The organism is Aliarcobacter skirrowii CCUG 10374 (genome assembly GCF_003544835.1).
Classification (GTDB): Bacteria; Campylobacterota; Campylobacteria; order Campylobacterales; family Arcobacteraceae; genus Aliarcobacter; species Aliarcobacter skirrowii.
The window spans coordinates 911,314-936,023 of sequence record NZ_CP032099.1 but is presented as its reverse complement, the minus strand read 5'-3'; the positions used below and the strand labels follow the sequence as shown (position 1 = coordinate 936,023).

The window sequence follows — 24,710 nt, the reverse complement described above, 5'->3', positions numbered from 1 at the left end:
TAATTTTTAATTTAAAATATCTGTTCTCTCTTCAAAATAAATACCATTTAAATCAAGAATTTTTATCTCTTGAGTTGATTCTATATTTGAAGTAGAAGCATTTGTTACCAAAATTGAATTACTCTTATATAAAGCTGTAATCATTCCAGCACCATACTTATTCTCATCTGTAACATAAAAATTACCATTTTGAACTCTTCCTAAAACTAGATTTACCCTCCCTTTTTTTGTTTTAAAACTACTTTGGTTTATAGCTTTTATATAACCGTGATAAAAAGCATTTTCACCTTGAAGTTTTTTTAACATTGGAATTACAAATAGATTTATATTTACCATTGCTGTTAGTGGATTTCCAGGAAGACAAATTACCAAAGAAGAATCCATTTTCCCCATCATTATAGGACGACCTGGTTTTACATTTACACCATGAAAAGCTACTTCTAATCCATTTTTTAAAAAAGCTTCTGCCATAAAATCAGCATCTCCCATAGAGATACCTCCACTTGTAATAATTACATCATATTTTTTTAAACTATTTATGAAATTTATTGATTTTTCTAAATTATCTGGAATAACTCCACAATAAGTTGCATTAAAACCTTTTTCATTTAGTTGAGCAATAATTGCAAATGAGTTGCAGTTATATATCTCTTCATTTGAAGCTTTTTGCCATGGCTCTTTAAGTTCATTTCCAGTTGATAAAACAGCAATTGAAATTTGCTTATAAACTTCAACCATAACTACTCCTTGGCTTGCAAGTAAAGCAATATGTGAAGAGTTTATTTTTTCCCCTTTTTTAATTAAAATATCCCCTTTTTTTAACTCTTCAGCTTCTAATCTTAAGTTTGAACCTTTTTTAATATCAGCAGGTATAGTTACACTATCTTCTGTAACATCTAAACAGTTTTCAATAGCAATAATAGTATCAGCATCTTTTGGCACCTTCGCACCTGTCATTATTTTGTAACACTCATTTTTTTCAAGTAACTCATCACTACTTTTATCTTTATCACCAGCAAAAATAGCTCTTTTTATTTTTAAAGCTTGTCCTGCATCACTTGCTTTAAAAGCAAATCCATCCATAGCAGAGTTATCAAAAGCTGGAAGATTTTTTACACATAAAATATCTTCACTTATAACTCTATTTATAGCAAAATTTATAGAAATAAATTCACTACTTAAAGTAGTATTTGACAATTCAAAACTCTTGTTAATTGCTTCATTAAAATCTAAATAGTTTAATTTTTCAAACATTTTTATCCTTTATTTAATACTTTTATCTGTAAATATCTTTTTGAAATAAGATTAACAATTTTATCTATTTCACTAATTGAATAGCTTTTTTCAAAACTAAGTGTTATTGCATTTCTGCTAGTAAGTTCATCATAACCCATAGCTTGAATAACTCTTGAAGGTTTTGATAAACCTAAACTACACCCTTCTCCATTTGAAATTAAAATTTCATCTAAAGCTAAAGTTCGTATTAACTCTCTTGCTTTTATACCTTTAAGAGCAAAATGAAGTGTATATTCTAAGCTATTTTTATTGTCGATAAAATAATAAATATTATCTTTTAAACTATTTTCTAATTTTTCTTTAAAAATCTCTTTCATACTATTTTCAAATTTTTGATTTTTCAAAGATTGAAAAATATTATTTAATGAAATTCCATCTTTTTCAAAAATAGCTTGTTCTTCAAATAAATTTTGATTAAAAAGTATTATTGATTTTGTTGAAAAACCAGTTAGTTTATATGAATCAAAATATATAACATCACTATTTTTATCAAAAGAGGCACTTGCATTTGAGATGATTTTTGCATCTGTTAGTTTTTTTACATTTTCTAAACTATTTTTATAAAAAGTATCAACTGTATATGATGATAGAAATAAAAAATCTATTTTTTGATCTTTTAATTTATCTAAATTAACACTTCCATCTTTATTTAAATCTAAATATAAAATATCAAATCCAAGAGAGCAAAAAATTTCGCAAGCATCAATTAAACTTTGAGTTTCTCCAAGACTTACTGCAATTTTCCCTTGTTTATTTAATTGAAGTAATAGAGATAAAAAGCCACTCTTACAAAAAGAGAAGTAGTTTAAACTTTCAAATGCAAAATCTTTTTTTAAACTATTTTCTAAACTAATATAATCTTCATTATTTGATAAAATATTCAAAGATAAACCATCTTTAATATGCAAGTTTTGCATATTTTTATACTGCAAAAAGTTTAGTTTATACACTTTATTTATCCTTTATTTTTATTAAATCTTCACTTAAAAAAAGTTCATTAAATCTCTTTTTTGAGTACTCTTTTATATCTTTATCCAAAATCTCATAAAGTTCTATCAGCTCTTTTGCTTTAGTAGTTAGTTGAGATCCACTATCAACAGCTCTTCCTTTTTTTGTAACAACTAAACTATCTTCAATAAACTCTTCAAGGATTTTTATATGACTCCACGTTTTTTTATAGTTCATATTTAAATTTTTTGAAGCATCACTAATTGAACCTGTTTTTTCAATCTCTTTTAAAATCTCTGTTTTTCCACTTCCAAAAATAAGATTTTGCTTATTATCTTCAATCCAAATTTTAACTTTTATTTCCACTTTTAAGCCCTTTTTTTTCTCTAAAACATCCTAATTGGCAATAACTTACTTCAATATCAGAGTTTTTAACAGTTGATCCAACTATTTTTAAAGATGAGTTTTTTGCTTCTTGCCACAAATCTATACAAGGAATTCTTTGCTCTTTATAACTATTTTTTAATCTATTATAAATCTCTTCATCTTTAGCTAAGAAATCTAAAGAGCCAAATACTCCAAGCTCACAATCTGTTATTTTAATGCTTAAAGATTTTGTAATCGCACTCATATCTTTAGCTTCAACTTTGATTTTTTTAGCTACTTTAAATGCCTTTAAACAAGATAGTTTTTTATTCTCATCAAGATTTTCAAAAACTATTCTTTTTTGATTATCATTCAAATTAAAATCTAATTTATCATCAATACTAGACATCAATTCTTCCACTGTGAGTATAAAGATTCATCTTTTTACCTCTTGCAAATCCAATAAGTGTAAGACCGTGTTTATGTGCTGTTTGAACACCCAAATAAGTTGGTGCTGTTCTTGATACAACTATTGGGATTTTATGCATTACAGCTTTTGTAACCATCTCTGAACTTAATCTTCCACTTACAAACAAAATTGATTTTGTTGTATCAAGACCTTGCAGTTTACACTTTCCAATTGCTTTATCAATAGCGTTGTGCCTTCCAATATCCTCAGCTGTTACAGTTGTTCCATCAAGCAAATAAATCATAGCTTTATGAACACAACCTGTTAAGTTATAAAGTTCACTCTCTTGATAAAACTTTTTAACTTCAGTATAAATAGTTTCTGGTTTTATTTTAAAAGCAGTTTGATTAAATGGAATTTCTAAACTTCCTTCAATATTTCCAGTAACTCCTCCACCACAACCACTTACTAAAGTCTTCTCTTTATATAAATTTTGTAGTGAGTTTTCATCTATTTTTGCTTTTACATCTACTCTTAATCCATCAGCACTAACTGTAAGCTCTTCTATGTCAGCAATAGAAGAGATTACATTCTCACTCATTAAAAAACCAATTGCATGGGCATCTTGGTCTTTTGGGATTGTCATCATAGATATAGCTTTTTCTCCATTTAAATAAAGGTTTAGACGTGCTTCTTCAATTGTCACGTCTTCAACCATATTGGCTTCATTTTCTATAAGTTTGTCAATAATTACGGTTTTTAAATATTTGCTATTATCCATATTTTTCCTTAATATGCAAATTTTGCATATTTAAAATCTTTTTTTAAATAGAAAAAGCCCTAAAGCTTTTCCTATCTTTTTAATAAATCTTTATCCTCTTCTAATACATCTGGTCTTATTTGCTCTAAGTACTCAATTGGCAATTTCCCAGTTATCACACCTGGAATATAACCTTTTACTGAAACAAAGTATGAATATACTGTTTCAAATGTAAAGAAAGAAATAATTGCACTACCCATAAAATGGATAAATAGAATAAATCTTTTTATCTGTATTGTTTGTGCATTCGTTGCTGCATCTGGAAACATATACCATATTGTAAAACCACTTAATACAAGTAAAAAACCAAATGCAACATACATATAGTAGTTGATTCTATTCATATGTTCATATTTTCCTCTTAAAAAGAATTTATGCCATATTTTAGAACTAGGTCTTACAAAGTATTTATGATCTTTAAATGCAATAACTGTAACAATTAACCAAACTGGAATCCAAGCAACACCAACAACTTCATGTGTAGCTCTCATAAGTCTAGGAATATATCCTCCACCTGTCCAGTTTCCAAATGTTATTGAAAAACCAGTTATAAACAGATAAATCATAATTACAATATTTAATAAAAGAACAACTCTTTGAAAAAGTGAATAAACTTGAACTTTCTCATTCTCTCTTGTAATTTTAGCTTGTTTTCTACCTTTTGCAACAATAAACATTATTGTAAATAGACAAAATTCAACAAAGAAAACCCAAGGAAGAAGATGTTGTCTCTCTTCAAATGCTCTTATAACTTCAGGAGCAATTGCATCATATCTAGGTCCAAAAAGACCCACTTCCATCTGTTGATACTGTGTTAAACTATCAAAAGGTACAATTTGTCCAGTAAAATTTCCTTTTAACATCTGCATTAAAAATTGGTAAACATAGTTTATATCAGCAATTGTTGCTAACCAAAAGTACCAATATGTTAAAAGCATGAACAAAAAGCCTACTATTAAGTAAGCTTTATATTCACTTAGAAAACTTTTATTTTCCATAAGCTTTATCCCAACCAAATGGTGCTGATTGAGTTCCATGACCGAAAGATAAAACTCTTTCTCTATATATATTTGCTACAGATTCAGCATCTCCAACAAGTAGAGCTTTTGTTGAACACATAGCAGCACATACAGGAACTTTACCTTCAGCTATTCTATTTTGACCATATAGTTCTCTTTCATGTTCACTATTTGTCTCTTCAGGACCACCAGCACACATAGTACATTTATCCATAACACCTTTTGTACCAAAAGCTCCATTACTAGGAAATTGTGGTGCACCAAAAGGACAAGCATATAGACAGTATGAACAACCTATACATTTGTTTTTATCATGTAAAACTATACCATCTTCTCTGATGTAGAAACAATCAACTGGACAAACCTGCTCACAAGGAGCATCTGTACAATGCATACAAGCAACAGATAATGAAAACTCCATTCCTTGTTTACCTTCATTTACAGTAACAACTTTTCTTCTACTAATCTCAACTGGTAACTCATGTGCTGAGGCACAAGCAACTGAACAACCATCACAATGAATACATCTATTTTCATCACAATAGAACTTCATTCTTGCAAAATTTATCTTATTATTACTCATGTTACTTCTCCTAAGCTCTTTCTACTCTACATAAACCACCTTTTGTTTCAGGGATTTGTGTAACTATGTCATAACCGTAGTTAGTAACTGTATTTGCACTCTCACCTATTGCATAAGGTAGTGTTCCAGTTGGATATCTATGGCTTAAATCAACACCTTCCATAATTCCAGCAAAATGGAATGGTAGGAATACTCTATCAGGTGTAACAGAGTAAGAGTATTTTGCTTTAACTTTAATTTTAGTTCCATTTGGAGAGTGAATCCACATCATAGAACCATCTCTAATACCATGTCTTCCTGCTAAATCTGGATTAATATCACAGAACATTTCAGGTGTTAATTTAGCTAAATATTTACTAGCTCTATTTTCAACACCAGCACCATTTAGATTTACTAATCTTCCAGTTACAAGATTTGTTGGGAAATCTTTTGCCCAATCTTGTTTTGTCTGTTCACTAATATATCTAGTATCAACTCTCCAGTGATCTTTTTTATCTGCAAAACTTGGATAATCTTTAATTAAATCCGTTCTTGGAGTATGTAAAGGCTCTCTATGTTTTGGAATAGGATCAGCCCATTGCCAAACTTTTGCTCTTGCTTTTGCATTTCCATAAGGAGCAATTCCAGCTTCCATACATTTTTCAACTATCAAGTTAGATTTATCAACTTTCCAGTTTGCACCCATTTTAGCTTTTTCATCTTCAGTTAATTTAATTTTTAAAACTGTTTCGATGTTATCTTTTGTAATTTCAGGATACCCACCATCTTGAACACCACCAACTGGTGCTGAACCTTTAGGTGACAATAATGAAACTCCCTCATGCTCTAAACCAAAGTTTTGTCTAAATCCCATACCACCAAATTTAACTGGTTTTGTAATATCATAAAGATTTGGGCTTCCTGAGTGTTTTTCTGTCCAACAAGGCCATGGTAAACCATAGTATTCTCCAGCCATATCTCCATAACCAGCTAGTGAAATCTCATCAAACATATGCCAATTATCTGTATGTTTTTTAAGTCTTTCAGCTCTCCATCCAGTTAATCCAATAGTTTTAATAATTCTAGCTATCTCATTTGTTGCATCTTCTGGCCAAACAAAATCTTTACCTTTTTGCATTCCAGCCGTTAATTGCTCATAAAATCCTAATCTTTTTGCTAACTCAAACATGATTTCTTGATCAGGTTTTGATTCATACATAGGTTTTACAACCTCATATCTCCATTGACCACTTCTGTTTGTTGCAGTTACAGATCCTGCTGTTTCAAACTGAGTTGCTGCTGGTAAAATATAAACATCATTTTGTTTATCAGTAATAATTGCACCCTCATTTACAAATGGGTCACAAAATACTGCTAACTCTAACTTATCTAAAGCCTCTTTTACTTTTTTTGTTTGAGCAGTTGAAGTAATTCCATTACCCATTACAAAAAGTGCTTTTAGATTAGTTCCAGCATTATGAATAGCATCTTCACCTTCATTTCCAGCTAAAACACCAGCCCACCAACGTGCAAGTGTAAATCCATTTTTACCCATCCAAGAAGGATCTTTAAATCTTCCTTTAAGCCAATCAAAATCAACTCCCCAAGAAGAAGCAAAATATTTCCATGAACCTTCAGCTAAACCATAATATCCTGGAAGTGAATCTGATAAACAACCAAAGTCTGTTGCACCTTGAACATTATCATGTCCTCTTAAAATATTAGTTCCACCACCTGCAACTCCCATATTTCCAAGAGCCAATTGTAAAATTGGTGCCATTCTTGTATTTGAAGTTCCTATTGTATGTTGAGTTAATCCCATAGCCCATACCAAAGTTCCTGGTTTTGATGCTGCATAAAGTTTTGTAATTTGAACTATTAAATCAGCTTTAACTCCTGTTACATCAGCAACTCTTTCAATTGGCCAATTTTTAGCCTCTGCCATAATATCTTCCATACCATAAACTCTATCATTAATAAAGTTTTTGTCATGCCAACCATTTTCAAAAATGATATTTAACATTCCATACATAAATGGAATATCAGTACCTGGTCTAATTTGTGCATATAAATCTGCTTTTGCAGCAGTTTTAGTAAATCTTGGATCTACTACAATAATCTTTGCATTGTTTCTCTCTTTAGCTTTTAAAAAGTGTTGGAAACCAACTGGGTGATTAACCGCTGGATTTGCTCCAAAAATTATAATTGCTTTAGAGTTTTGAATATCTCCCAAAGAATTTGTCATAGCACCATAACCCCATGTATTTGCCACACCGGCAACTGTTGAGCTATGTCAAATTCTAGCTTGATGATCTATATTGTTTGTTCCAAACATAGCAGCAAATTTTCTATAGTAATATGCTTGCTCGTTATTAAATTTTGCTGATCCCAAAAACATTGCTGAATCAGGTCCATCTTTTTGTCTTAAATCTTCAAGTTTTGATGCAATATTATTTAAAGCGTCATCCCATGAAATTCTTTGCCATTGACCATTTTTCTTAACCATTGGATATTTTAATCTAACTTCAGATTTAACCATATCAATCATATCGGCACCTTTACAACAATGCCCTCCAAGTGATACAGGATGATCTTGTGCTACCTCTTGTCTTACCCACACACCATTTTGAACTTCTGCAATAACACCACAACCAACAGAACATGCTGTACAAATTGTTTTTACAATTTTTGAACCAGGAAAAGGATTTTTAATCTCTTCTTCTGTAGCTGCTCTAGTTGCTACTGTACTTGCAAAAGATGATGTAACTCCAAATGCTGTAGAAACTGCTGCCATTTTTAAAAACGACCGTCTTCCTACTTTTGCATTTAAAGCTTCATATGTATTTGCTGACATAAGCTTCTCCTACTAAATTTATTTTGCGTTTTTATAAAACTCTTCCCAAGCCATTGTTTTTCTGTATAGAATCTCTTTTTTATTAGATTTTCCAACAATAACACCATTGTTTGAATCATCTTGAACAGATGTTTCACCATTTCCAGCCAATACAACAGTTCCAGTTGTAGCAACTGCAGCAGCTGTGATAATTGCTGCTTTTTTTGCAAAAGCTCTTCTACTTTCTTGCACGACTGACCTCCTTATAGAAATTAAGCCCCTCTAAACTTAAGAGACTTTATAAAAAAAGTTAAACTTTCTTTATAAAATCCCTAAAAAGGAATACCTTTTTAGTTTTTAGGACCTAAAGCTTTTAATGCTCTATTTCTCTCTCTTCTTTCTCTTTCCTCTGGAGTAATATCTCCCCAGTTATCAGTTACTTGTTTTTTAGCTTTCTCTTTTTTAAGTGGTTTTGTAACCTCTAAATATAATCTTTCAAATTCAATAAATGAGTGTAAAATAACCATAAGTTCTTTATAGATATTTGCTTTTTTGTGCTCATAAATACTTTTTGCAAACTCATCTACAAAAGGATTTAAAATCTGTTCAAAAATACAGTGAACAGTATTTTCATACTGTTTTTCTCCAAGAGCAACTAAATTAGACAACTCAGACATTATTGAAAATATAAAGCCAACAGAATCTTCATATTCAAAATATCTCTTTTCATCACGTCTAAGCTTTGTTTTTGCAACAAATTGAATCATCTCTACTCTTTTTTTACCAGACTCAACACCCTCATCATAAAAAGATGCTGTTTGTCTAACTTTTTCATAAACAGGATTATGAAAAATATCATCATACTCTTGTATTAAAGACTGATTTGAATCCTTATCTAAAAGATTTAAAATATTTTTAATCGACTCTTCAGAGGCTTCATCCAAAGAGCTATCTTTTAAAAGATTTAAGAGTCTAAAAAGTTCAAAATAGTTTTTTATATCTGAACTTGGAACAAAAAAGTTTGCAAACAAGTTGTAGTATATCGCTCTAGCTTTATTTATAGATTGTATATCTTGCATTTTTTATCCTTATTTTCTATTATCAAAATAGCTTTGCATCATTATTTTTGGCTTACAATTAGCACAACAGTACAAACTTCTTACTTTTACAGGATCACTTGCAAAAATTGTTGCCATTTTAGAAGCAATTTTTTCTATTGCTTTTGTTGTTGCAAATTCAACTCCACACTCAACACATGCAAAAAGTTTATCTTGAGCTAAAACACTCTCTTTAAACCAAGTTGGTTTTAGTTCAATTATATCTTGTTTTATTGTCAAACAATTTGTTTCAGGGCAAGATACTTCACAATATCCACATGCTGTACAAATACTTGGATTTATTCTTAGGGTATTATCGCTAGCATCAGCAACTAAAGCTCCAACATTACAAGCACCTACACAAACTAGACATAAAGTACATGTATCTTGATTTACTTCAACTTTTGCATAATGAATATGTTCACCTGTTTCAACAACTCCTAAATCATCATTTCCAACAATTTTTTGAAGTCTATGAGAGAATACTTCTCTTTTTTTGAAGCCATCTTGATTAAAGTTAAAATAAGAGTTTTCCACAAAAGATACTTCTTTTAAAGCCAAAGCTAATTCATCTTCATTCATAGCAATTAAAACAGCATCTTTTTGGTATTTTTTTTGATAAATATCATTTAATATTCTAATAGCATCTTTTGTACCTTTTGATAAAAAATCACTATAAAAAATAACTTGAGAACCTGATATTTGAAGTAAAGTAAGCAAAGTTCCTTCATGTAAGAACTTTTCACCATCAATTTCAAATGGTAAAACATTCTCTTTAAGCTCTATATTTAAATTATTTAAAGACATTTTTGAAGGAATAATTAAAGGGTGTGTCTCTTTATAAAACTTTGATATTTCATAAAGTGACTCTTTATTTGTAGGAGTATAATCTAATGCTCCACTTGGACAAACACTAATACATCCACCACATCCATGACAATCAACTTGAGAGAAAGTTAGAGTTTTTGTTGTATCATCTTTTGTAATAGCAACAGTTGGGCAAACCTCTTCACACTTACTACAAATTACCTCTCTTCTTCCATCATATTGACAAATAGTTTTATCATAAGTTGTAAATTTTCTATATGAAAAAGAGTTTATATTATCTTTTAATATTTTAACTACTTCATTTATGCTACTTAAGTTTGGATCAAAAACTCCAATTCTCTCTTTTGGAGATGGTTTTGCATCAAACCAAACAATTTGAGAAACTCTTAAAGTTATATCTTTATGACTATCTTTTACTATTACTTCAAAATTTCCAATCTCTCCACTAATAGTTTTTAAAATTGTTTCATCTATTCTAAAAAGTTCAAAGTCATCTTTTGATAATTGAGATGTGAATAAATCATACTCTTCTTGTGTTTTTGTAATTAACAAAACCTCTTTTGAAACATCTACACTATGCGAAATATCCTGAGCAAAGTCAAATCTTGTAGCATTTATCTCATACAGTTTTGAAACATTTTGAATCTTTTTTGATAAGTTATCTTGTGAATTTTTTATATAAAAATCTATCTCAGAAGCAATAAATTCTGACTTTACATCTTTTGAGTTTGATATCAAAAAGCTTTTATCTTTAATATCATCTAAATTAGTAGTTACTTGGATTTTTTCACTTAAAGGGAAATCCAACCCGTTTTTATTGTAGTATATAAACTCTTGCATAACCTATGCCCTTAATTTTTAGTAAAAAATATTTTACCATATTCTATATATAAAGAAGTTAAATAAAACTTAATTTATAAAATATATAAAACATCTTATAACAAATAGACTGAGAGTTTTAAACACAAATAATGTAAACTTATGAATGGTTAAAAAAGTTTTATTTGTAATGCTTATTTTTATTTTAATATATACTCTTAATAGTGAAAAATCTTATAATCAAGAAAATATATTGATTGCATCTTCTATACCACAAAGTGGAGCTTTAAAAGATTGGGGAGAGTCAGTTTTTGAAACTACAAATAGTTATTTTAAATATGTAAATGATAATAAGTTAATAGAAAATAGAAAAATATTTTTTAAAGCTTTAGATGATAAATATGAACCAGATTTAAGTTACGAAAATATACACAAACTATCAAATGAGAATATTTTAGCTTTTTATGGAATAGTTGGAACGCCTACAAATAGTAGAGTAATCTCAATTATAAAAGAGAGTCAAATTCCATACTTTGCACCATTTTCAGGAGCAAGTTTTTTAAGAGATAGCGATTTTTCAAATATTGTAAACTTTAGAGCATCTTATAAACAAGAGATACAATCCTTAGTAGATTATGTTGTAGATAAAAAAGGATTAAATAAGATAGCAATTTTTTATCAAAATGATGAGTATGGAGAAGAGGGATATATATCAACTTTAGAGGTTTTAAAAAATAAAAATATCTCTTTTATATCAACAGGAACTTATAAAAGAAATACTCTATCTATAAATCATGCATTTAATGAGATAAAAAACTCTAAACCAGAAGTTGTAATAATGATTGGAGCTTCAAAAGCAAGCTCTTTATTTATTCAAAAAGCAAAAGATGAAAAGATATTTCAAGATACTATTTTTTGTAACATCTCATTTAGCGATGCAAACTCTATAGTAAAAGAGTTAGAAGCTTCAAATACTAATACAAAAAATCTAATTTTTTCTCAAATAGTTCCAAATTATGATGATAAATCTTTAAAAATTGTTCAAGAGTATCAAAATATAATGAATAATTATTCAAACAATTTAGAGTTTGGTTTTATATCTTTTGAGGCATTTTTAGCTTCAAAAATTTTGATTGATGCTATAGTTAAAAACATAGATAACTTAAGCAAAAAAAACTTTATTAATAGTTTAAAAAATCCATCAAAAGATATTTTACATGAGATAAAACTAGAGTTTAAAAATAGTCAACTTTTAAATAAAATCTATTTATATCAATACAAAAATGGTAAATTTCAAGAGATTATAAAATGAAAAAACTACTTAAATATTTTGATACATTAAAGTTTTCATATAAGGCAAACTTCTTAATTTTTATTATTGCTGGTGGTATGATTTCAATTATAGTTTTATCTCAAATCTCAATATTTATTTTAAAAGATGATTTTGACACTCTTTTTGATAAAAGAACAAAAAGCTTAATCAAACTTCAAACAATTAAAGATTCATATAAAATTAATATTCAAGACACACTTAATGAATTTGAAAAAAATAGTCTAAGCTATGAACAAACAATTGAGGTATTAAATATAGCTAAAGAGATTATTGAGAAAAATTGGAGTGAGTACAAATATAGATTAAATAAAGATTATAATAACTCAATATTATCAAAGATAAAAACCTATTTTATAAATTCAAATCACTATAAAAACCAATATATAAAAGAGCTAAATATTGAAAATATTGATAATAAAATGGTTGATATTTTTAGCTCAATTGAAAAATTAGATAAAAAAAATAGCAAAGAGTATTTTACAAATATAAATTTTAATATAGACTCAATTTTTGTATATCTAGGAAGTCTTGTAAACTATGATTTAAATCTTGCAATAAATGAAAAAAGAGATACTGATAATATTTTTAAATTGGTTACAATATTCTCTTTTATCTCTATCTTTTTTGTTGTATTTTTTACAATTATCTTATCTTTATTTATTACTTTTCACTTTAGAAAATTGTACTATTTGCAAGAGAAGATTGTTGAGAAAAAGACAAAAGAGCTAAAAGAGTTAAATAACAATTTAGAGCAAAAAATCAAACTAGAAGTTGCTAAAAATAGAAAAAAAGATATTATCATGTTTCAACAAGCAAGATTTGCAAGCTTAGGAGAGATGTTAAATAATATTGCTCACCAATGGAGACAACCTCTTGGCTCAATTACAATGATTATTCAAAGTTTTCAAACAAAAATGAGAGTAAACAAACTATCACCTGAGTTTGTTGAACAAAAAGTAAAAGACGCACTACTTTTAGCACAAAATATGTCAAATACTTTAGATGATTTTAAAAACTTTTTTAGCCCAAATAGATCAAAAAATAGCTTTTTTATAAAAGATTGTGTGGAACACTCAATTGAATTATCAAAATATTTTTTAAATAAAGAGAATATAAAAATAGATTTAATTGTAAAAAAAGATAAGAAAATTACAACTTTTTATAATGAACTTTCTCATATATTTTTAAATATAATATCAAACTCCAAAGATGCTTTAGTAAGCAGTGTTAATAAAAATGATAGAATCATAAAAATCATAGTAAATAGCAAAAAGAATTTTGTTTTTATCAATATTATTGATAATGGAGGTGGAGTTCCTGATGATATTTTGCCAAAAATATTTGAACCCTACTACACAACAAAATATAAAAGTGCTGGAACTGGAATTGGTCTTTATATGTCCAAACAGATTATTGAAAAACATTTAAACGGTGAAATATCTTGTAAAAATATAAAATTAGAAGTGAATAAAAAGGTATTCAAAGGAGCATCTTTTACAATCACAATACCAATATTTGAGGATAAAAATGAGTAAGAATTTAGAAATTTTAAAAGATTTCAATATTTTATATCTTGAAGATGATGAGAGTCTGTTAAAACATACAAAAGATGCTTTAGAGGATTTTGTAGCAAATATTTATGGTGTTAAAACAACTGTTGAAGCTATGAAAATTTTACTTGAAAAAAGAGTTGATGTAATTATTAGTGATATACAACTAGAAAATGAAAATGGTATTAATTTTTTAAAATATATTAAAAGTAAAAATATAAATATTCCTAGTATCTTAACAACAGCTCACACAGATACAAACTATTTAATAGAAGCCATTAAATTAAAAGTTGAAAACTATCTTATTAAACCAATAGATATAAATGAACTTTTGGATAGTTTAGTTGATGTTTTACTTCCAAAAATACAAGAAAAAGAGTTAAAGAAAAATGAAAATATTATCAAAACTATCGGAGCAATTACAGATAGTAAGCAAGTAGAGATTGTAAAATATATTTTCAATAATCTTGATGAAAAACAACAGTTTTATGCATCTTATAGTGAAATTATGGATAAATTTTCTATCTCTAAACCAACTTTAATTAAACTATTTAAAGATTTAGCAGACAAAAATATTTTAATAAAAATTGCTCACAAAACTTATCAATTTGATGAAAAGAGTTTAAATGATTGACAAAGTAAAAGCTTTTTATAAAATATTTGGTCCAGGTATCTTAATGGCAACTGCTGCTATTGGAGGTTCTCATTTAGTCTCTTCAACTCAAGCTGGAGCACTGTTTGGTTGGAGTTTAGCTATATTTATACTTTTAATAAATTTTTTTAAATATCCATTCTTTTTAGCAAATGTGCAATATACAATGGCAACAAAAAAGAGCTTAATTGAGGGATATGCCTCTTTAGGAAATGGTTGGTTGTGGCTTTTTACAGTTTTAGCTGTAATTGCTGCTGTTGTAAATACTGCTGCTGTTTCAATGTTTGCAGCAAGTTTGTTGGGATATTTTATTCCTATAAAACTAACTATTTCTCTTCTTAGTTTTATAATTATTTTTGCTTGTCTACTTATTTTAATTGCTGGGAAATATAATCTTTTAAATAATGTTGCAAAAATAATCATGATAACTCTTAGTATTGCAACTGTAGTTGCTGTTGTGATGGCTGTAACAAAAGATGTTGATTCAGCTTTAGCTGATGATTTTATATCTCCATCTGCTTGGACAATTGCTAGTTTAGGATTTATTGTTATTCTAACAGGTTGGATGCCAGCACCTATTGAAATATCAAGCATTAGTTCTATTTGGTTAAAAAATCAAATAAAACAGACAAATATAAACGCAAAAAATGCTTTGATTGATTTTAATGTAGGATTTATAGTAACTGCTATTTTAGCTCTATTTTTTCTAGCTTTAGGAGCTTTAGTTTTACATGGAAGTGCTTATGAGTTTAAAGATGGAATAGCATTTTCTCATCAACTAGTATCTATGTACACATCTGTAATTGGTGATTGGTCAAGACTTCTAATAGCTTTTATAGCATTTGCTTGTATGTTTGGAACTTCTATTACTGTTATTGATGGTTATGGAAGAGCTGTTGCAGAAGCTTTTTCATTAATTAGAAAAAATAGATCTGCATCAAATAGAAGCGTTGCTGTTTGGACAATTTTTATATCTATTATTGGATTTTTAATTATAATTTATTTTGCAAGCTCTATGAGAACTATGCTTGATTTTGCAATGATATTATCATTTACAACAACACCAATATTTGCATTTTTAAACTATAAACTTGTAAGAAGTACAAAACTTCCTAAAGAGCTTCAAAATGGGATGTTTTTAAATATTTTGTCTATTTGTGGATTAATATTTCTTTTTGGATTTTTAATTTTATTTATAGTTTATAGATGGTTTCCATTTTTAATTGGTTTGTAAAATTTATCTATTTTTTTAGTCTTCATTCGATTTTGTAGATATTTCTACACCTTCGTATGAAGTTGTTTTTATAGCTTTTAAAATATCTTTTACTTTTACTTTTTCATTATAAACAACTGTTACCTCTTTGGTATTAAGTCTAGCACTAACTTTTTGCACTCCATCAAGCTCTTTTATAGCTTGTTTAACAGCTGTTGTACAAAGTGGACAATGCATCCCTTCAACTTTAAAAACTGATATTTGTGAAGATATAGCAAAGCTAAAAAACATAAAAAATAGAACTAAAACTCTCATAATCTACTCCATAAAAAGTGGTAAAATCTCTGGATAAAAAAGCAATAACAAAATTAATACAAAAAATATTAAAACAAAAATATAAGTTTTAAATCTAACTTTTTTATCACAACTACATGATATTTTTTTATTAAAATTATAAATTGATATTAAAAAAAATATAATTGCTAAAATAGCAAGTGGAACTCTAGTATATTCTAAAGTAGTAAAATAGCTTAAAACTCCACTTGATACTCCAAAAAATATAAACAATAGTGCTGGAAGACAACAAAGCGTCGATAAAAGTGCAGTAAAAACTGCACCAATTATCGCTAAGCTATTTTGTTTCATAAAATCTCTTGAGATGTGTAGCTATATGCAAAAGTTTTTGGTTTATAGTAATCTTTTGCATCCTCTCCAACCTCAGCATAAGGATAACCCAACATATTTAAAGGATATTGAGTTGGTTTTGGATTTAATATAAAATCTCTAGCGCTATTAAATGCTACCCAATTCATCTCCCAAGAACCAAAGAAATAATCTTTTACCTCTTTTAGTTTTTTACTATCGTTTGGTAATTTTTCAGCCAATTTCACCTTTGTAACATCTGCTGGATCAGCTGGAACCCAACCAAGTCCATCTATATAAAACTCAGCTCTACAGTGTTGAGCTCCTGTAATATTTGCAAATCCTTTATCATCTGCTTTTCCACAAGCATTTGAAATTTTTGATTGCCCTACTCTAATTCCAAAAGTCTCACGTGCTGGAATTTTTGCATTTCTTAGTAAACATACAAATACAGAGCTTATATCTGTACATTTTCCACCATAAATTTTCTCTTCAATTGATTTTTGTGCATCACCAATTCCACAACCAACAACACTCTCATCTCTATACATAGTTGAAACTGTCCAGTCATAAATAGCTTGAGCTTTTTGAAGTGGTGTTTTAGAACCTTTTGTAATATCATTTACATATGCTGTTAAACCTTTTGTTACTGGGATATGTTTTGTACCTTCAAGATATACTTTTACATCTTTTGGATAATTAGTTTTTGATGTAGCTTTTTCAAAATTTGTTGTTCGCTCTTGCATAATAACTGAAAAATTTAAATCAAGCTCTGGTTTTATATCTTTATTATCCCATTTAGCATATAAAACATCTGTATCATAAGGATTTTTTACAATTTTAGCATCTGTATAATTTCCTTTATAATCAATATCTAATACCTCATGATAACTCTCATTTTTTGGAAGTGGTATCCAAACTTGAGTTATCTCATTACTTTTTTCAAACTCATATTTATTTGTTACACTAAATTTTCTAGGAGTTTTTGTAATACCAAATGGATTTGTCTGCTCTTTTGCGAAAACTAAATTTGGAGTTATAGCCATTGCACCTGAAACTAATGCTGTTGTTTTTAAAAATGTTCTTCTTTGCATAATATTTTCTTTGTAGTGTTTGTTCTATTAAGAGATAAAAGAGAGGTAAAAGCTCTTTTTATGTCCAACCATAACCTATGGTCTATGAACTAATTAGATTTTTATAATATTAAATTATTTATAAACTTACTCTTAAAAAGTAAAATATTTTTTACTATTGTTTAACTAAAAATTTAAAATTGCTTATGTATAATGTATAGTTTTTTAAAAAATTTGAAAGATATTATATGAATAATGAATACAAATTAACAAAATTTGTTCAAGCTGCTGGTTGTGCTGCGAAGATGGGTCCGGGGGATCTAAAACAAACTCTTTGTAATCTCAACAACAAAAATGAACAAGTTTTAGTAGGTTTTGATACAAGTGATGATGCTGGAGTTTTTCAAATTGATGAAAATCTAGCTTTGGTTCAAACTGTTGATTTTATAACTCCAGTTGTTGATGATCCATATGTTTATGGACAAATTGCTGCTGCAAATTCACTTAGTGACATTTTTGCTATGGGAGCTGAAGTTAAAACAGCTTTAAATATAGTTGGTTTTGACAAAACAAATATTGCAAAAGATGCTTTAGCTTTAATCTTAAAAGGTGGAAATGATAAGATTAAAGAGTGTGGTGGAGTTCTTTTAGGAGGTCATACTATTGAAACTCCTGAGATGTACTATGGACTAAGTGTTACAGGAGTTATAAATCCAAAAGAGATTATTAGAAACAATAGTGCAAAAGCTGGTGATGTAATAGTGCTTACAAAACCTCTTGGTATGGGAATTTTAACAACAGCTATAAAAAGAGATTTAATAGATTTAAATCTAACAAAACATTGTGCACAGATTATGGCTAGTTTAAACTATATTGCTTCAAAAATTATGAGAAAATATAAAGTAAGCTCTTGTACAGATATAACAGGATTTGGACTTTTAGGTCACGCTTTTGAGTGCATAAATGAGAATATCTCTTTTTGTATATCTTCAAATGAAGTTCCTTTTGTAAAAGAGGCTTATGATTTAGCAAAAAATGGTGTTCTTCCAGGTGGTTCAAAAAGAAACTTAAAGTTTATGGAAGATAAAGTTTTATATAAAGATGGCTTAGATGATACTATTAAAGCAATTCTTTGTGATGCTCAAACATCAGGTGGTCTTTTAATAGCAATAAATAAAGATGATGCAAAAGAGTTTGTAAAAGAGCTAGAAGATTTTAGTTTTGGATATGCAAAAATTATTGGAGAGGTTGTTTCTAGAGGAAAAAAAGAGATTATTATTAGTTAATAACTCTCTTTTTTTCTTAACTTTTCATAAAGTTTAGTAGCTTTAGATATCTCTTCTTCTGAAGCTTTTCTTCTACAAGAGAGATAACCTTTTAAACCATCGCAACTCTCAAAAGGGTAAACAGTTGCAAAAACCCAATAGTATCCACCATCTTTTCTTGCATTTTTTACATATCCAGTCCAAATTTCCCCTCTTTTAACCGTATCCCACAAATCTTTAAAAGCAGCCTTTGGCATATCTTTATGTCTTACTATACTATGTGGTTTTCCTAACATCTCTTCAAGAGTAAATCCAGCAACATCACAAAAATCTTTATTTGCAAATCTTATTACTCCTTTAGAGTCTGTTTCGCTTACTAAAAAAGCATTTTTATCCAATATTGTCTCTTTTGACATTTAAACCTCTTTTCTAAACTTTTTACTTTTTGCATCACTTAATAGCTTTTGAGCAAGTTTGGATACAGTTTTTGAAATAGAGCTTACTTGCTCAGATTCAATAGCATTTTGTTTTGTAACACTATCTAATAAAACTACAGCTTGATTTATCTGTTCAATTCCAAAAATCTGCTCTTTTGAAGCTTTTGAAACATCTTCGATAATATCTATAGTTTGACCTATATTGTTATTTAACTCTTCATAACCTTTTATCATATTTGAAGATATAAGCTTTCCATCATCTGCTTTAAGTGTTGCCTCTTCAACCAAAGTTTTTATTTTTTTAGCAGCTTCTGCACTTCTATTTGCTAAGTTTCTAACCTCTCCAGCAACAACTGCAAAACCTTTTCCAGCCTCTCCTGCTGTTGCAGATTCAACTGCTGCGTTTAAACTTAAAATATTTGTTTGAAATGCTATTTGATCAATTACAGTAATTGATTCATTTATAGCTCTTATTTTAGTATTTATATCATCCATAGAGTTAGCAGTTTTTTTTGCCAAATCTTCTCCAACAAAAACTGATTTTTTAACAATTTGTCCCAAATTTGCCATTTTTGTAGCATTTTTTGTATTTTCTCTAGTTATATTTGTAATCTGTTCTAATGCTCTTGTAGTTTGCTCTAATGAACTTGCTTGTTCACCTGTTTTTAATGCTAAATTATTCATTGAAGATGACATAAGCAAAGAGTTCTCTTCTAAAATCTCTCCATTTTCAAAATTGTTTCTTGCACTATTTTCTAAAGTTTTACCAAGTAAATTGATACTTTCCATCAATAATCGCATCTGATCTTTATATTTATCTATAGAGTCTATACTATCTGTGAAATCATTTTTTGTATAACTATCTACAACTTTTAAAATATTTGAAGTAGCTTCATCTATACTAGCTAACATATTATTAATAGTATTTTTTAATGTAAAAATAGTTGGATTAGAGCTACTTGCTTTTATTCTACAGTTATAAATTCCTTGTTCTACTTTATCTGCTGTTAATACAAGTTCACCTAAAACTCTCATATCATCTTTTACACTTTTATCAACTCTTTTTATCTCTTTATTCCATGATTGAAACATTAAATCTAACTTTTTATTTCCAGTTGATTCAATATAATCAAACTGATTTTTTTCGTGAGATATAAATTTAATAAATTGATTAAAATAGTTATTTATCGTCTCTAAATCTCTATTTGAAACTGCACTAAACATAAAACTCCTTTATGGATCTATATTTTGAAATCTTATTGCAATAAAGATTTGTTTAGTAGCCTTATAATGTTATTTGATATTTAATTTGATATTTGAAATGTAGAAGTTTGTAGTGTAAAATAAGGAAGAGTTTTTACTCCTCCTTTTTAATATATTTTTTGAATTATGAAAGTATCTCTTCTAAAGTTATATAATCTCCAACTCTTCCTGTCATTTGTTCAACATCAGTGTTTACTGGAAGTGTTTTTTTACCTGGTCTCCATCCTGCTGGACAAACTTCACCTGTTTTACTTGCATGTTGCCAAGCTCTAACTTGTCTTAAAAACTCATTTACATTTCTTCCAACGCTATCTGCTTGAACCTCTTGAGCTACACAAATACCATCTGGATTAAATAAAAATCTTCCTCTTAACGCAACTCCCTCTTCTTCTAAAAGTACACCAAAATCAGAAGCTACACTTTTTGTAGTATCAGCACCAATTGTAAGTTTTAATCCTTTTAAAATTGGTTCAGTTTCAACAAATCTTTTGTGTGAAAATTTTGTATCTGTTGAAATAGGTAAAATTTCAACTCCAAGCTCTTGAAACTCATCATATTTTGCATTCATTGCTGCAATCTCTGTTGGACAAACAAATGTAAAATCTGCTGGATAAAAACAAATTACTGTCCATTTTCCTTTATAATCTTCACTTGATACAGTTGTATAGTGTCCTGTTTTTGCATCATATGCACTCATTTTAAATTCTGGCATTTGTCTTAAAACCATTGTTGAACTCATTTTTTTCTCCTTAATTATTTCTGTTGTATTCTCATTAATAGTAACTTTTTTTTCTTTTCTAGCTTTTATAGATGTATCACACGCCATAAAATCTCCTTAAATTTTACAAAGGATAATTTTTTTCCTTTGATTGAAGAAATTATATATGAATGAAAATTAAATTATACTTAAAATATTAATAATTCTTATCAAGATTTCATAATTTTATATTATAATTGAATGATAATTGACATTTATATATTAAAAAGATTATAATCCAAAAAATTGAATAATTTAGGAGTTTTTTATGGCAAGTAAAATATACATAGGTTTTATAGTGGCATTTATTTTATTTTTAACTTATGGAGTTTTAAATCAAAAAAAAGATGATCCAAAAGCAAAAAGAGTTGCTTGTCAAAAGAGTGTTACAACATTTGAAAAAATTTATAAGAAAGATATTCAAAAAGCAAAAGAGCTATTAAAAAGTTCAAATTATATTATAAATTCATATATAGAGTATTCTCAAAATATGAAAAGTAATTTAAAAAATAGCTTCTCAAATAAAGATAGTGATAAGATTTTAGTGGATGTTTTAAAGAGTTTTGAAACAGAAGAGAAACAACAAAATGAGAAACTACTTATCTCTTATTATATTTACGAAAATGATAAAAAAGATGAAGGAAAAAAGAATAAAGATGCCTTTTTATATGCTGGGTATTTAGTTTTTGAGTTTAAATTAAAAGATGAGTTGCTTTATAAAATACAAATTGATTATATGAATATTGATACAAGTGATATAAAAAGTAGAATGAGTTGTGTTATTGAATCATTTTTGACTATTTAATAGACTATATTAACTTATTCCAATATATAAAAGATATATCATCAAAAATATAGTCCAAGCCAAAATTCCAATTACTGCTATCCCTTTTACTTTGTTCATTTTATCTTCCCTGTGATAATTTAAAGATGATTGTACTAAAAATTTCTTAAATATCTATTTTTTATTCTTGTAAGTAAAAGGGAAAAATAGTTTATGTGGTTTTTTACAAATCTCAATGATTAAGTTTTTAATAAAAGAGAAAAAGTTACCAAACTTGGTATCTCTTGACAATAAAGATACTTTTAATGCTAAAGTAAAACTTACAATTAAATTTACAAAACCTATTAGTAAAACACAAACTAGATAGTATATAAAAAGAGTTACAGATATATCAAAATGCATTGATGTATATCCTAAATATGCGCTTGAAAATGCAACATGCGAAATATCAAGTGGAAGATTTAATAAATATCCAATAAAAGGTGTTATTCCCAAAAGAATACCAAAAAAGAAGTTCCCTAATATTGAACCATAATGCTCATGTAAATATGTTGCAAATTTTTCTCTATACTTATCGCTTATTAGTTTTTTTAGTAAAGGTTGATGATAGTATCTATCTTTTAACTCCAATAAATCAGCTCTATTGTCAAAATAACCTGAGATTAATCCAGATAAAAAGAGCCATACTCCAGCAATTGCTGCATAAAATAGTGCTATGTTTGGTTCAAGATTTTTTAAATAGTATTTTATGTCCTCATCATCTAAGATTATATAACCATTTTTTATAGCTAAATAAGATATCAAAAATGCTACACTTATTGCTAATATTACATTTCCAGCAATTGCTGAAAATTGAGAACGACTAACTTGAAATATTAAATCAATAATCTTTTTTTGATTTGCCTTATTGTTTTCATCTTGCTCTATCTCTTGTGCTAGTTTTGATGCTGTCATAGCTGGTTGTTTTGTAGCAACAGTAAAACCTAAAATATGTATAAATACAAATCCTAAACCATAATTTAAACTACTTAAAAATGTTTGAGTTCCTATTAAAAATCCAGCTTGAGTGATATTGATTTTTATAAGCGCCATAATAGCTATTATAATTCCAGCTCCAGCTGCACTAAGAAACATTTTAAAATAAGCTTTTAAATCAGTTGCTATATAATGTTCACCATGTTCACTTGTATAGTTTGTAACACTTCTTGCTACAATTTTTATTCCCTGTTTATATAAATCTATTAATGAATTTTTTTTACTATTTTGTGCAACTGATTCTTTAAAAAAATTTACAAAAATTTCATTTGAATCTTTTGTATCAAAATATTTTATTAATTCTAAGATATATTCAACTCTTTTTATCATCTGAGTTAATCTTTCAAGTTGATATGTTAAATCTATTGAAATACCATTATGAAGAGATTTTCTTTTTAAAGCACTCACTTGCTCATAAGATTGTTGTATTAAAACATCCAACTCCTCTAATTTTGATTTTGTAATTTCAATATTTACAAAATCTGATTGAATATTTTCTATATATGATGCTATATTTCTTTGTAATGCTATAAAAGCTGAATCTTTATTTAATAATTTTTTATCAAGCCTAATAAAATTTGAATCAAACTCTTCAGCTGCTATCCAAATAGATAAAATTTCAAGTGCATCTAAAAGTTCATTAAAAAGATGATTTTTTGTTTTTGTTATATTTTTTGAGTTATTAAATAGAGCTTTAAAAAACTCTACCCATATACTATTTTCAATAGAGCAAACCCACTTAAAATCATCTTTTTTATTAAATATAGTTCCAAAAATATAGTTTAAATCACCTTTTTTTGGTGGATTTGGTAGAAATTTATTATAAAACCTCTCTCTTGCCTCATAAGAGAAGTAGTTGTTTGATAAAATCCCAAAATGAACAATATTTGTAGATATTTTTGATTCTATAAAAATTTGATTTATAGAGCTAGATATGTTTTGTGCCAACTCATCTTGTGAGTTAAAAAAATCAATAATCTTATTTATTGAATTTACACTCAAATCAATATTATCTTTACTTTTTGGTCTAATAAAAGCAATAATATATTTTAACTTGTCAATAATATCAATATCTTCACTACAAATACTCTCTAATAACTTTTTAAAATTTTCATCTATATTCAAACTAAACCTTAATATTTTTATCTAAAACATTATAATTTAAAGTTTATTAGCTTTGGCTATAAATGAGTTTATATAATTTATTAAGTAAAATACGAAATTATAAAAAAAGGAAATAAGTGATTAATATAAAATTAGAGTTAAAAAATGTTGTTGAGCAAACAATGATTCCAGAATCTAAAGCTTTTTTAGATGAGTTAAATGAGCTAATATCAAGCAATAATGCTTGCAATGATGATATTGAAGCAAAAAAAGATATGGAGTCATTTTTACAAGAGTTGAATACTATTTTAAATGCTATTGAAAAAGATGAAATTACAGATGAACAAGCAGCTGATATTTATGAAAAAATCATTATTATGCTACAAGAGCATGAAGATGAGGAGTAAATACTTTTTATAAAGATTAATTTTATGATTTTTTATACTATATTAGACTTTATGGCGAGAGAGTAGAGGAATCGAACCTCTCACGGCGTTTACACAAAAACCGTCAATCAGGGTTGAAGCCTGTGGTGCTCACCAGATACACAAACTCTCCATAAGATTAAAATAGTATAATAATACTCTTTAAAATAGTATAAAAGG

At 27.8% G+C, this 24,710-nt stretch carries 25 protein-coding genes; 7 read left to right on the top strand and 18 right to left on the bottom strand.

Translation table 11 applies throughout. From position 1 onward, the window contains the following. Window positions 1-6 precede the first annotated feature (6 nt). The 11 genes from ASKIR_RS04920 to ASKIR_RS04865 form a co-directional block, all read right to left on the bottom strand. The gene (locus ASKIR_RS04920) at window positions 7-1,254 is read right to left on the bottom strand and encodes a molybdopterin molybdotransferase MoeA (RefSeq protein ID WP_115588629.1); all 1,248 of its coding nucleotides are present in this window, start codon (window positions 1,252-1,254) and stop codon (window positions 7-9) included. 2 nt (window positions 1,255-1,256) lie between these two features. Next, a complete protein-coding gene (locus ASKIR_RS04915) occupies window positions 1,257-2,246 on the bottom strand; it encodes a cysteine desulfurase (RefSeq protein ID WP_115588628.1) in 990 nt (329 codons plus the stop codon). A 1-nt stretch (window position 2,247) separates the two neighbouring features. Continuing rightward, window positions 2,248-2,610, bottom strand: coding sequence for a winged helix-turn-helix domain-containing protein (locus ASKIR_RS04910; protein WP_115588627.1), 363 nt, complete (start codon window positions 2,608-2,610; stop codon window positions 2,248-2,250). Then, window positions 2,594-3,019: a ModE family transcriptional regulator gene (locus ASKIR_RS04905; RefSeq protein ID WP_115588626.1), complete on the bottom strand. Its 426-nt coding sequence runs from the start codon at window positions 3,017-3,019 to the stop codon at window positions 2,594-2,596. The genes ASKIR_RS04910 and ASKIR_RS04905 overlap by 17 nt, the downstream gene beginning before the upstream one ends. After that, the gene (gene fdhD, locus ASKIR_RS04900) at window positions 3,012-3,800 is read right to left on the bottom strand and encodes a formate dehydrogenase accessory sulfurtransferase FdhD (protein WP_066405449.1); all 789 of its coding nucleotides are present in this window, start codon (window positions 3,798-3,800) and stop codon (window positions 3,012-3,014) included. Before fdhD ends, ASKIR_RS04905 begins: the two co-directional genes overlap by 8 nt. Before the next feature lie 71 nt (window positions 3,801-3,871). Continuing rightward, complete coding sequence (locus ASKIR_RS04895; RefSeq protein ID WP_228254666.1) at window positions 3,872-4,777, bottom strand: cytochrome b/b6 domain-containing protein; 906 nt, start codon at window positions 4,775-4,777, stop codon at window positions 3,872-3,874. Between the two features lie 49 nt (window positions 4,778-4,826). Further along, window positions 4,827-5,441 carry a formate dehydrogenase FDH3 subunit beta gene (fdh3B, locus tag ASKIR_RS04890; protein ID WP_066221292.1) on the bottom strand — a complete coding sequence of 205 codons (615 nt, stop codon included), beginning with the start codon at window positions 5,439-5,441 and terminating at the stop codon, window positions 4,827-4,829. A gap of 10 nt (window positions 5,442-5,451) precedes the next feature. Continuing rightward, window positions 5,452-8,274 carry a formate dehydrogenase subunit alpha gene (locus tag ASKIR_RS04885; protein WP_228201341.1) on the bottom strand — a complete coding sequence of 941 codons (2,823 nt, stop codon included), beginning with the start codon at window positions 8,272-8,274 and terminating at the stop codon, window positions 5,452-5,454. 18 nt (window positions 8,275-8,292) lie between these two features. Beyond that, window positions 8,293-8,505, bottom strand: a complete 213-nt coding sequence (locus ASKIR_RS04875; protein ID WP_066355978.1) for a hypothetical protein — start codon at window positions 8,503-8,505, stop codon at window positions 8,293-8,295. 98 nt (window positions 8,506-8,603) lie between these two features. Further along, on the bottom strand, window positions 8,604-9,332 hold the full coding sequence (locus ASKIR_RS04870; protein WP_115588623.1) for a TorD/DmsD family molecular chaperone: 729 nt from the start codon (window positions 9,330-9,332) through the stop codon (window positions 8,604-8,606). A 9-nt stretch (window positions 9,333-9,341) separates the two neighbouring features. After that, window positions 9,342-11,018 (bottom strand): 4Fe-4S dicluster domain-containing protein, encoded by a 1,677-nt coding sequence (locus ASKIR_RS04865; RefSeq protein ID WP_115588622.1) that lies wholly within the window; start codon window positions 11,016-11,018, stop codon window positions 9,342-9,344. Window positions 11,019-11,163: 145 nt separating this feature from the next. Between ASKIR_RS04865 and ASKIR_RS04860 the strand changes: the two genes are divergently transcribed. Genes ASKIR_RS04860 through ASKIR_RS04845 form a run of 4 tightly spaced genes read left to right on the top strand, consistent with a single transcriptional unit; the run spans window position 11,164 to window position 15,766 of the window. Beyond that, the gene (locus tag ASKIR_RS04860) at window positions 11,164-12,309 is read left to right on the top strand and encodes an ABC transporter substrate-binding protein (RefSeq protein ID WP_066350667.1); all 1,146 of its coding nucleotides are present in this window, start codon (window positions 11,164-11,166) and stop codon (window positions 12,307-12,309) included. Further along, window positions 12,306-13,865, top strand: a complete 1,560-nt coding sequence (locus ASKIR_RS04855) for a sensor histidine kinase (RefSeq protein ID WP_066350665.1) — start codon at window positions 12,306-12,308, stop codon at window positions 13,863-13,865. Before ASKIR_RS04860 ends, ASKIR_RS04855 begins: the two co-directional genes overlap by 4 nt. Beyond that, window positions 13,858-14,514, top strand: coding sequence for a response regulator transcription factor (locus tag ASKIR_RS04850; protein ID WP_066350663.1), 657 nt, complete (start codon window positions 13,858-13,860; stop codon window positions 14,512-14,514). Before ASKIR_RS04855 ends, ASKIR_RS04850 begins: the two co-directional genes overlap by 8 nt. Beyond that, complete coding sequence (locus ASKIR_RS04845; RefSeq protein ID WP_066350662.1) at window positions 14,507-15,766, top strand: NRAMP family divalent metal transporter; 1,260 nt, start codon at window positions 14,507-14,509, stop codon at window positions 15,764-15,766. The genes ASKIR_RS04850 and ASKIR_RS04845 overlap by 8 nt, the downstream gene beginning before the upstream one ends. A 15-nt stretch (window positions 15,767-15,781) precedes the next feature. Here ASKIR_RS04845 and ASKIR_RS04840 read toward each other — a convergent pair whose 3' ends face one another. The 3 genes from ASKIR_RS04840 to ASKIR_RS04830 are packed head-to-tail and all read right to left on the bottom strand — an operon-like array spanning window position 15,782 to window position 17,481. Continuing rightward, window positions 15,782-16,060: a heavy-metal-associated domain-containing protein gene (locus tag ASKIR_RS04840; RefSeq protein WP_066350661.1), complete on the bottom strand. Its 279-nt coding sequence runs from the start codon at window positions 16,058-16,060 to the stop codon at window positions 15,782-15,784. A gap of 3 nt (window positions 16,061-16,063) precedes the next feature. Next, complete coding sequence (locus ASKIR_RS04835; RefSeq protein ID WP_066350660.1) at window positions 16,064-16,390, bottom strand: transporter; 327 nt, start codon at window positions 16,388-16,390, stop codon at window positions 16,064-16,066. Then, window positions 16,387-17,481 (bottom strand): transglutaminase-like domain-containing protein, encoded by a 1,095-nt coding sequence (locus tag ASKIR_RS04830; RefSeq protein WP_115588621.1) that lies wholly within the window; start codon window positions 17,479-17,481, stop codon window positions 16,387-16,389. The genes ASKIR_RS04835 and ASKIR_RS04830 overlap by 4 nt, the downstream gene beginning before the upstream one ends. Window positions 17,482-17,708: 227 nt before the next feature. On the opposite strand from ASKIR_RS04830, the gene selD reads away from it, so the two are divergent. Beyond that, the gene (gene selD, locus ASKIR_RS04825) at window positions 17,709-18,746 is read left to right on the top strand and encodes a selenide, water dikinase SelD (protein ID WP_115588620.1); all 1,038 of its coding nucleotides are present in this window, start codon (window positions 17,709-17,711) and stop codon (window positions 18,744-18,746) included. Here selD and ASKIR_RS04820 read toward each other — a convergent pair. The 3 genes from ASKIR_RS04820 to ASKIR_RS04810 form a co-directional block, all read right to left on the bottom strand. Then, complete coding sequence (locus ASKIR_RS04820) at window positions 18,743-19,141, bottom strand: PAS domain-containing protein (RefSeq protein ID WP_109158592.1); 399 nt, start codon at window positions 19,139-19,141, stop codon at window positions 18,743-18,745. The two genes, selD and ASKIR_RS04820, sit on opposite strands and share 4 nt — an antisense overlap. Then, complete coding sequence (locus ASKIR_RS04815) at window positions 19,142-20,386, bottom strand: methyl-accepting chemotaxis protein (protein ID WP_228254665.1); 1,245 nt, start codon at window positions 20,384-20,386, stop codon at window positions 19,142-19,144. Window positions 20,387-20,549: 163 nt separating this feature from the next. Then, entirely contained in the window at window positions 20,550-21,251 is a 702-nt protein-coding gene (locus ASKIR_RS04810; RefSeq protein WP_066387221.1) for a peroxiredoxin, read from the bottom strand. Between the two features lie 199 nt (window positions 21,252-21,450). On the opposite strand from ASKIR_RS04810, the gene ASKIR_RS04805 reads away from it, so the two are divergent. Next, on the top strand, window positions 21,451-21,987 hold the full coding sequence (locus ASKIR_RS04805; RefSeq protein WP_066350654.1) for a hypothetical protein: 537 nt from the start codon (window positions 21,451-21,453) through the stop codon (window positions 21,985-21,987). Window positions 21,988-22,140: 153 nt separating this feature from the next. Here ASKIR_RS04805 and ASKIR_RS04800 read toward each other — a convergent pair whose 3' ends face one another. Continuing rightward, window positions 22,141-24,126, bottom strand: a complete 1,986-nt coding sequence (locus ASKIR_RS04800) for a site-specific recombinase (RefSeq protein ID WP_164966872.1) — start codon at window positions 24,124-24,126, stop codon at window positions 22,141-22,143. Window positions 24,127-24,242: 116 nt separating this feature from the next. On the opposite strand from ASKIR_RS04800, the gene ASKIR_RS04795 reads away from it, so the two are divergent. Next, a complete protein-coding gene (locus ASKIR_RS04795; protein ID WP_066350649.1) occupies window positions 24,243-24,512 on the top strand; it encodes a DNA repair protein Rad50 in 270 nt (89 codons plus the stop codon). Window positions 24,513-24,710 lie beyond the last annotated feature (198 nt).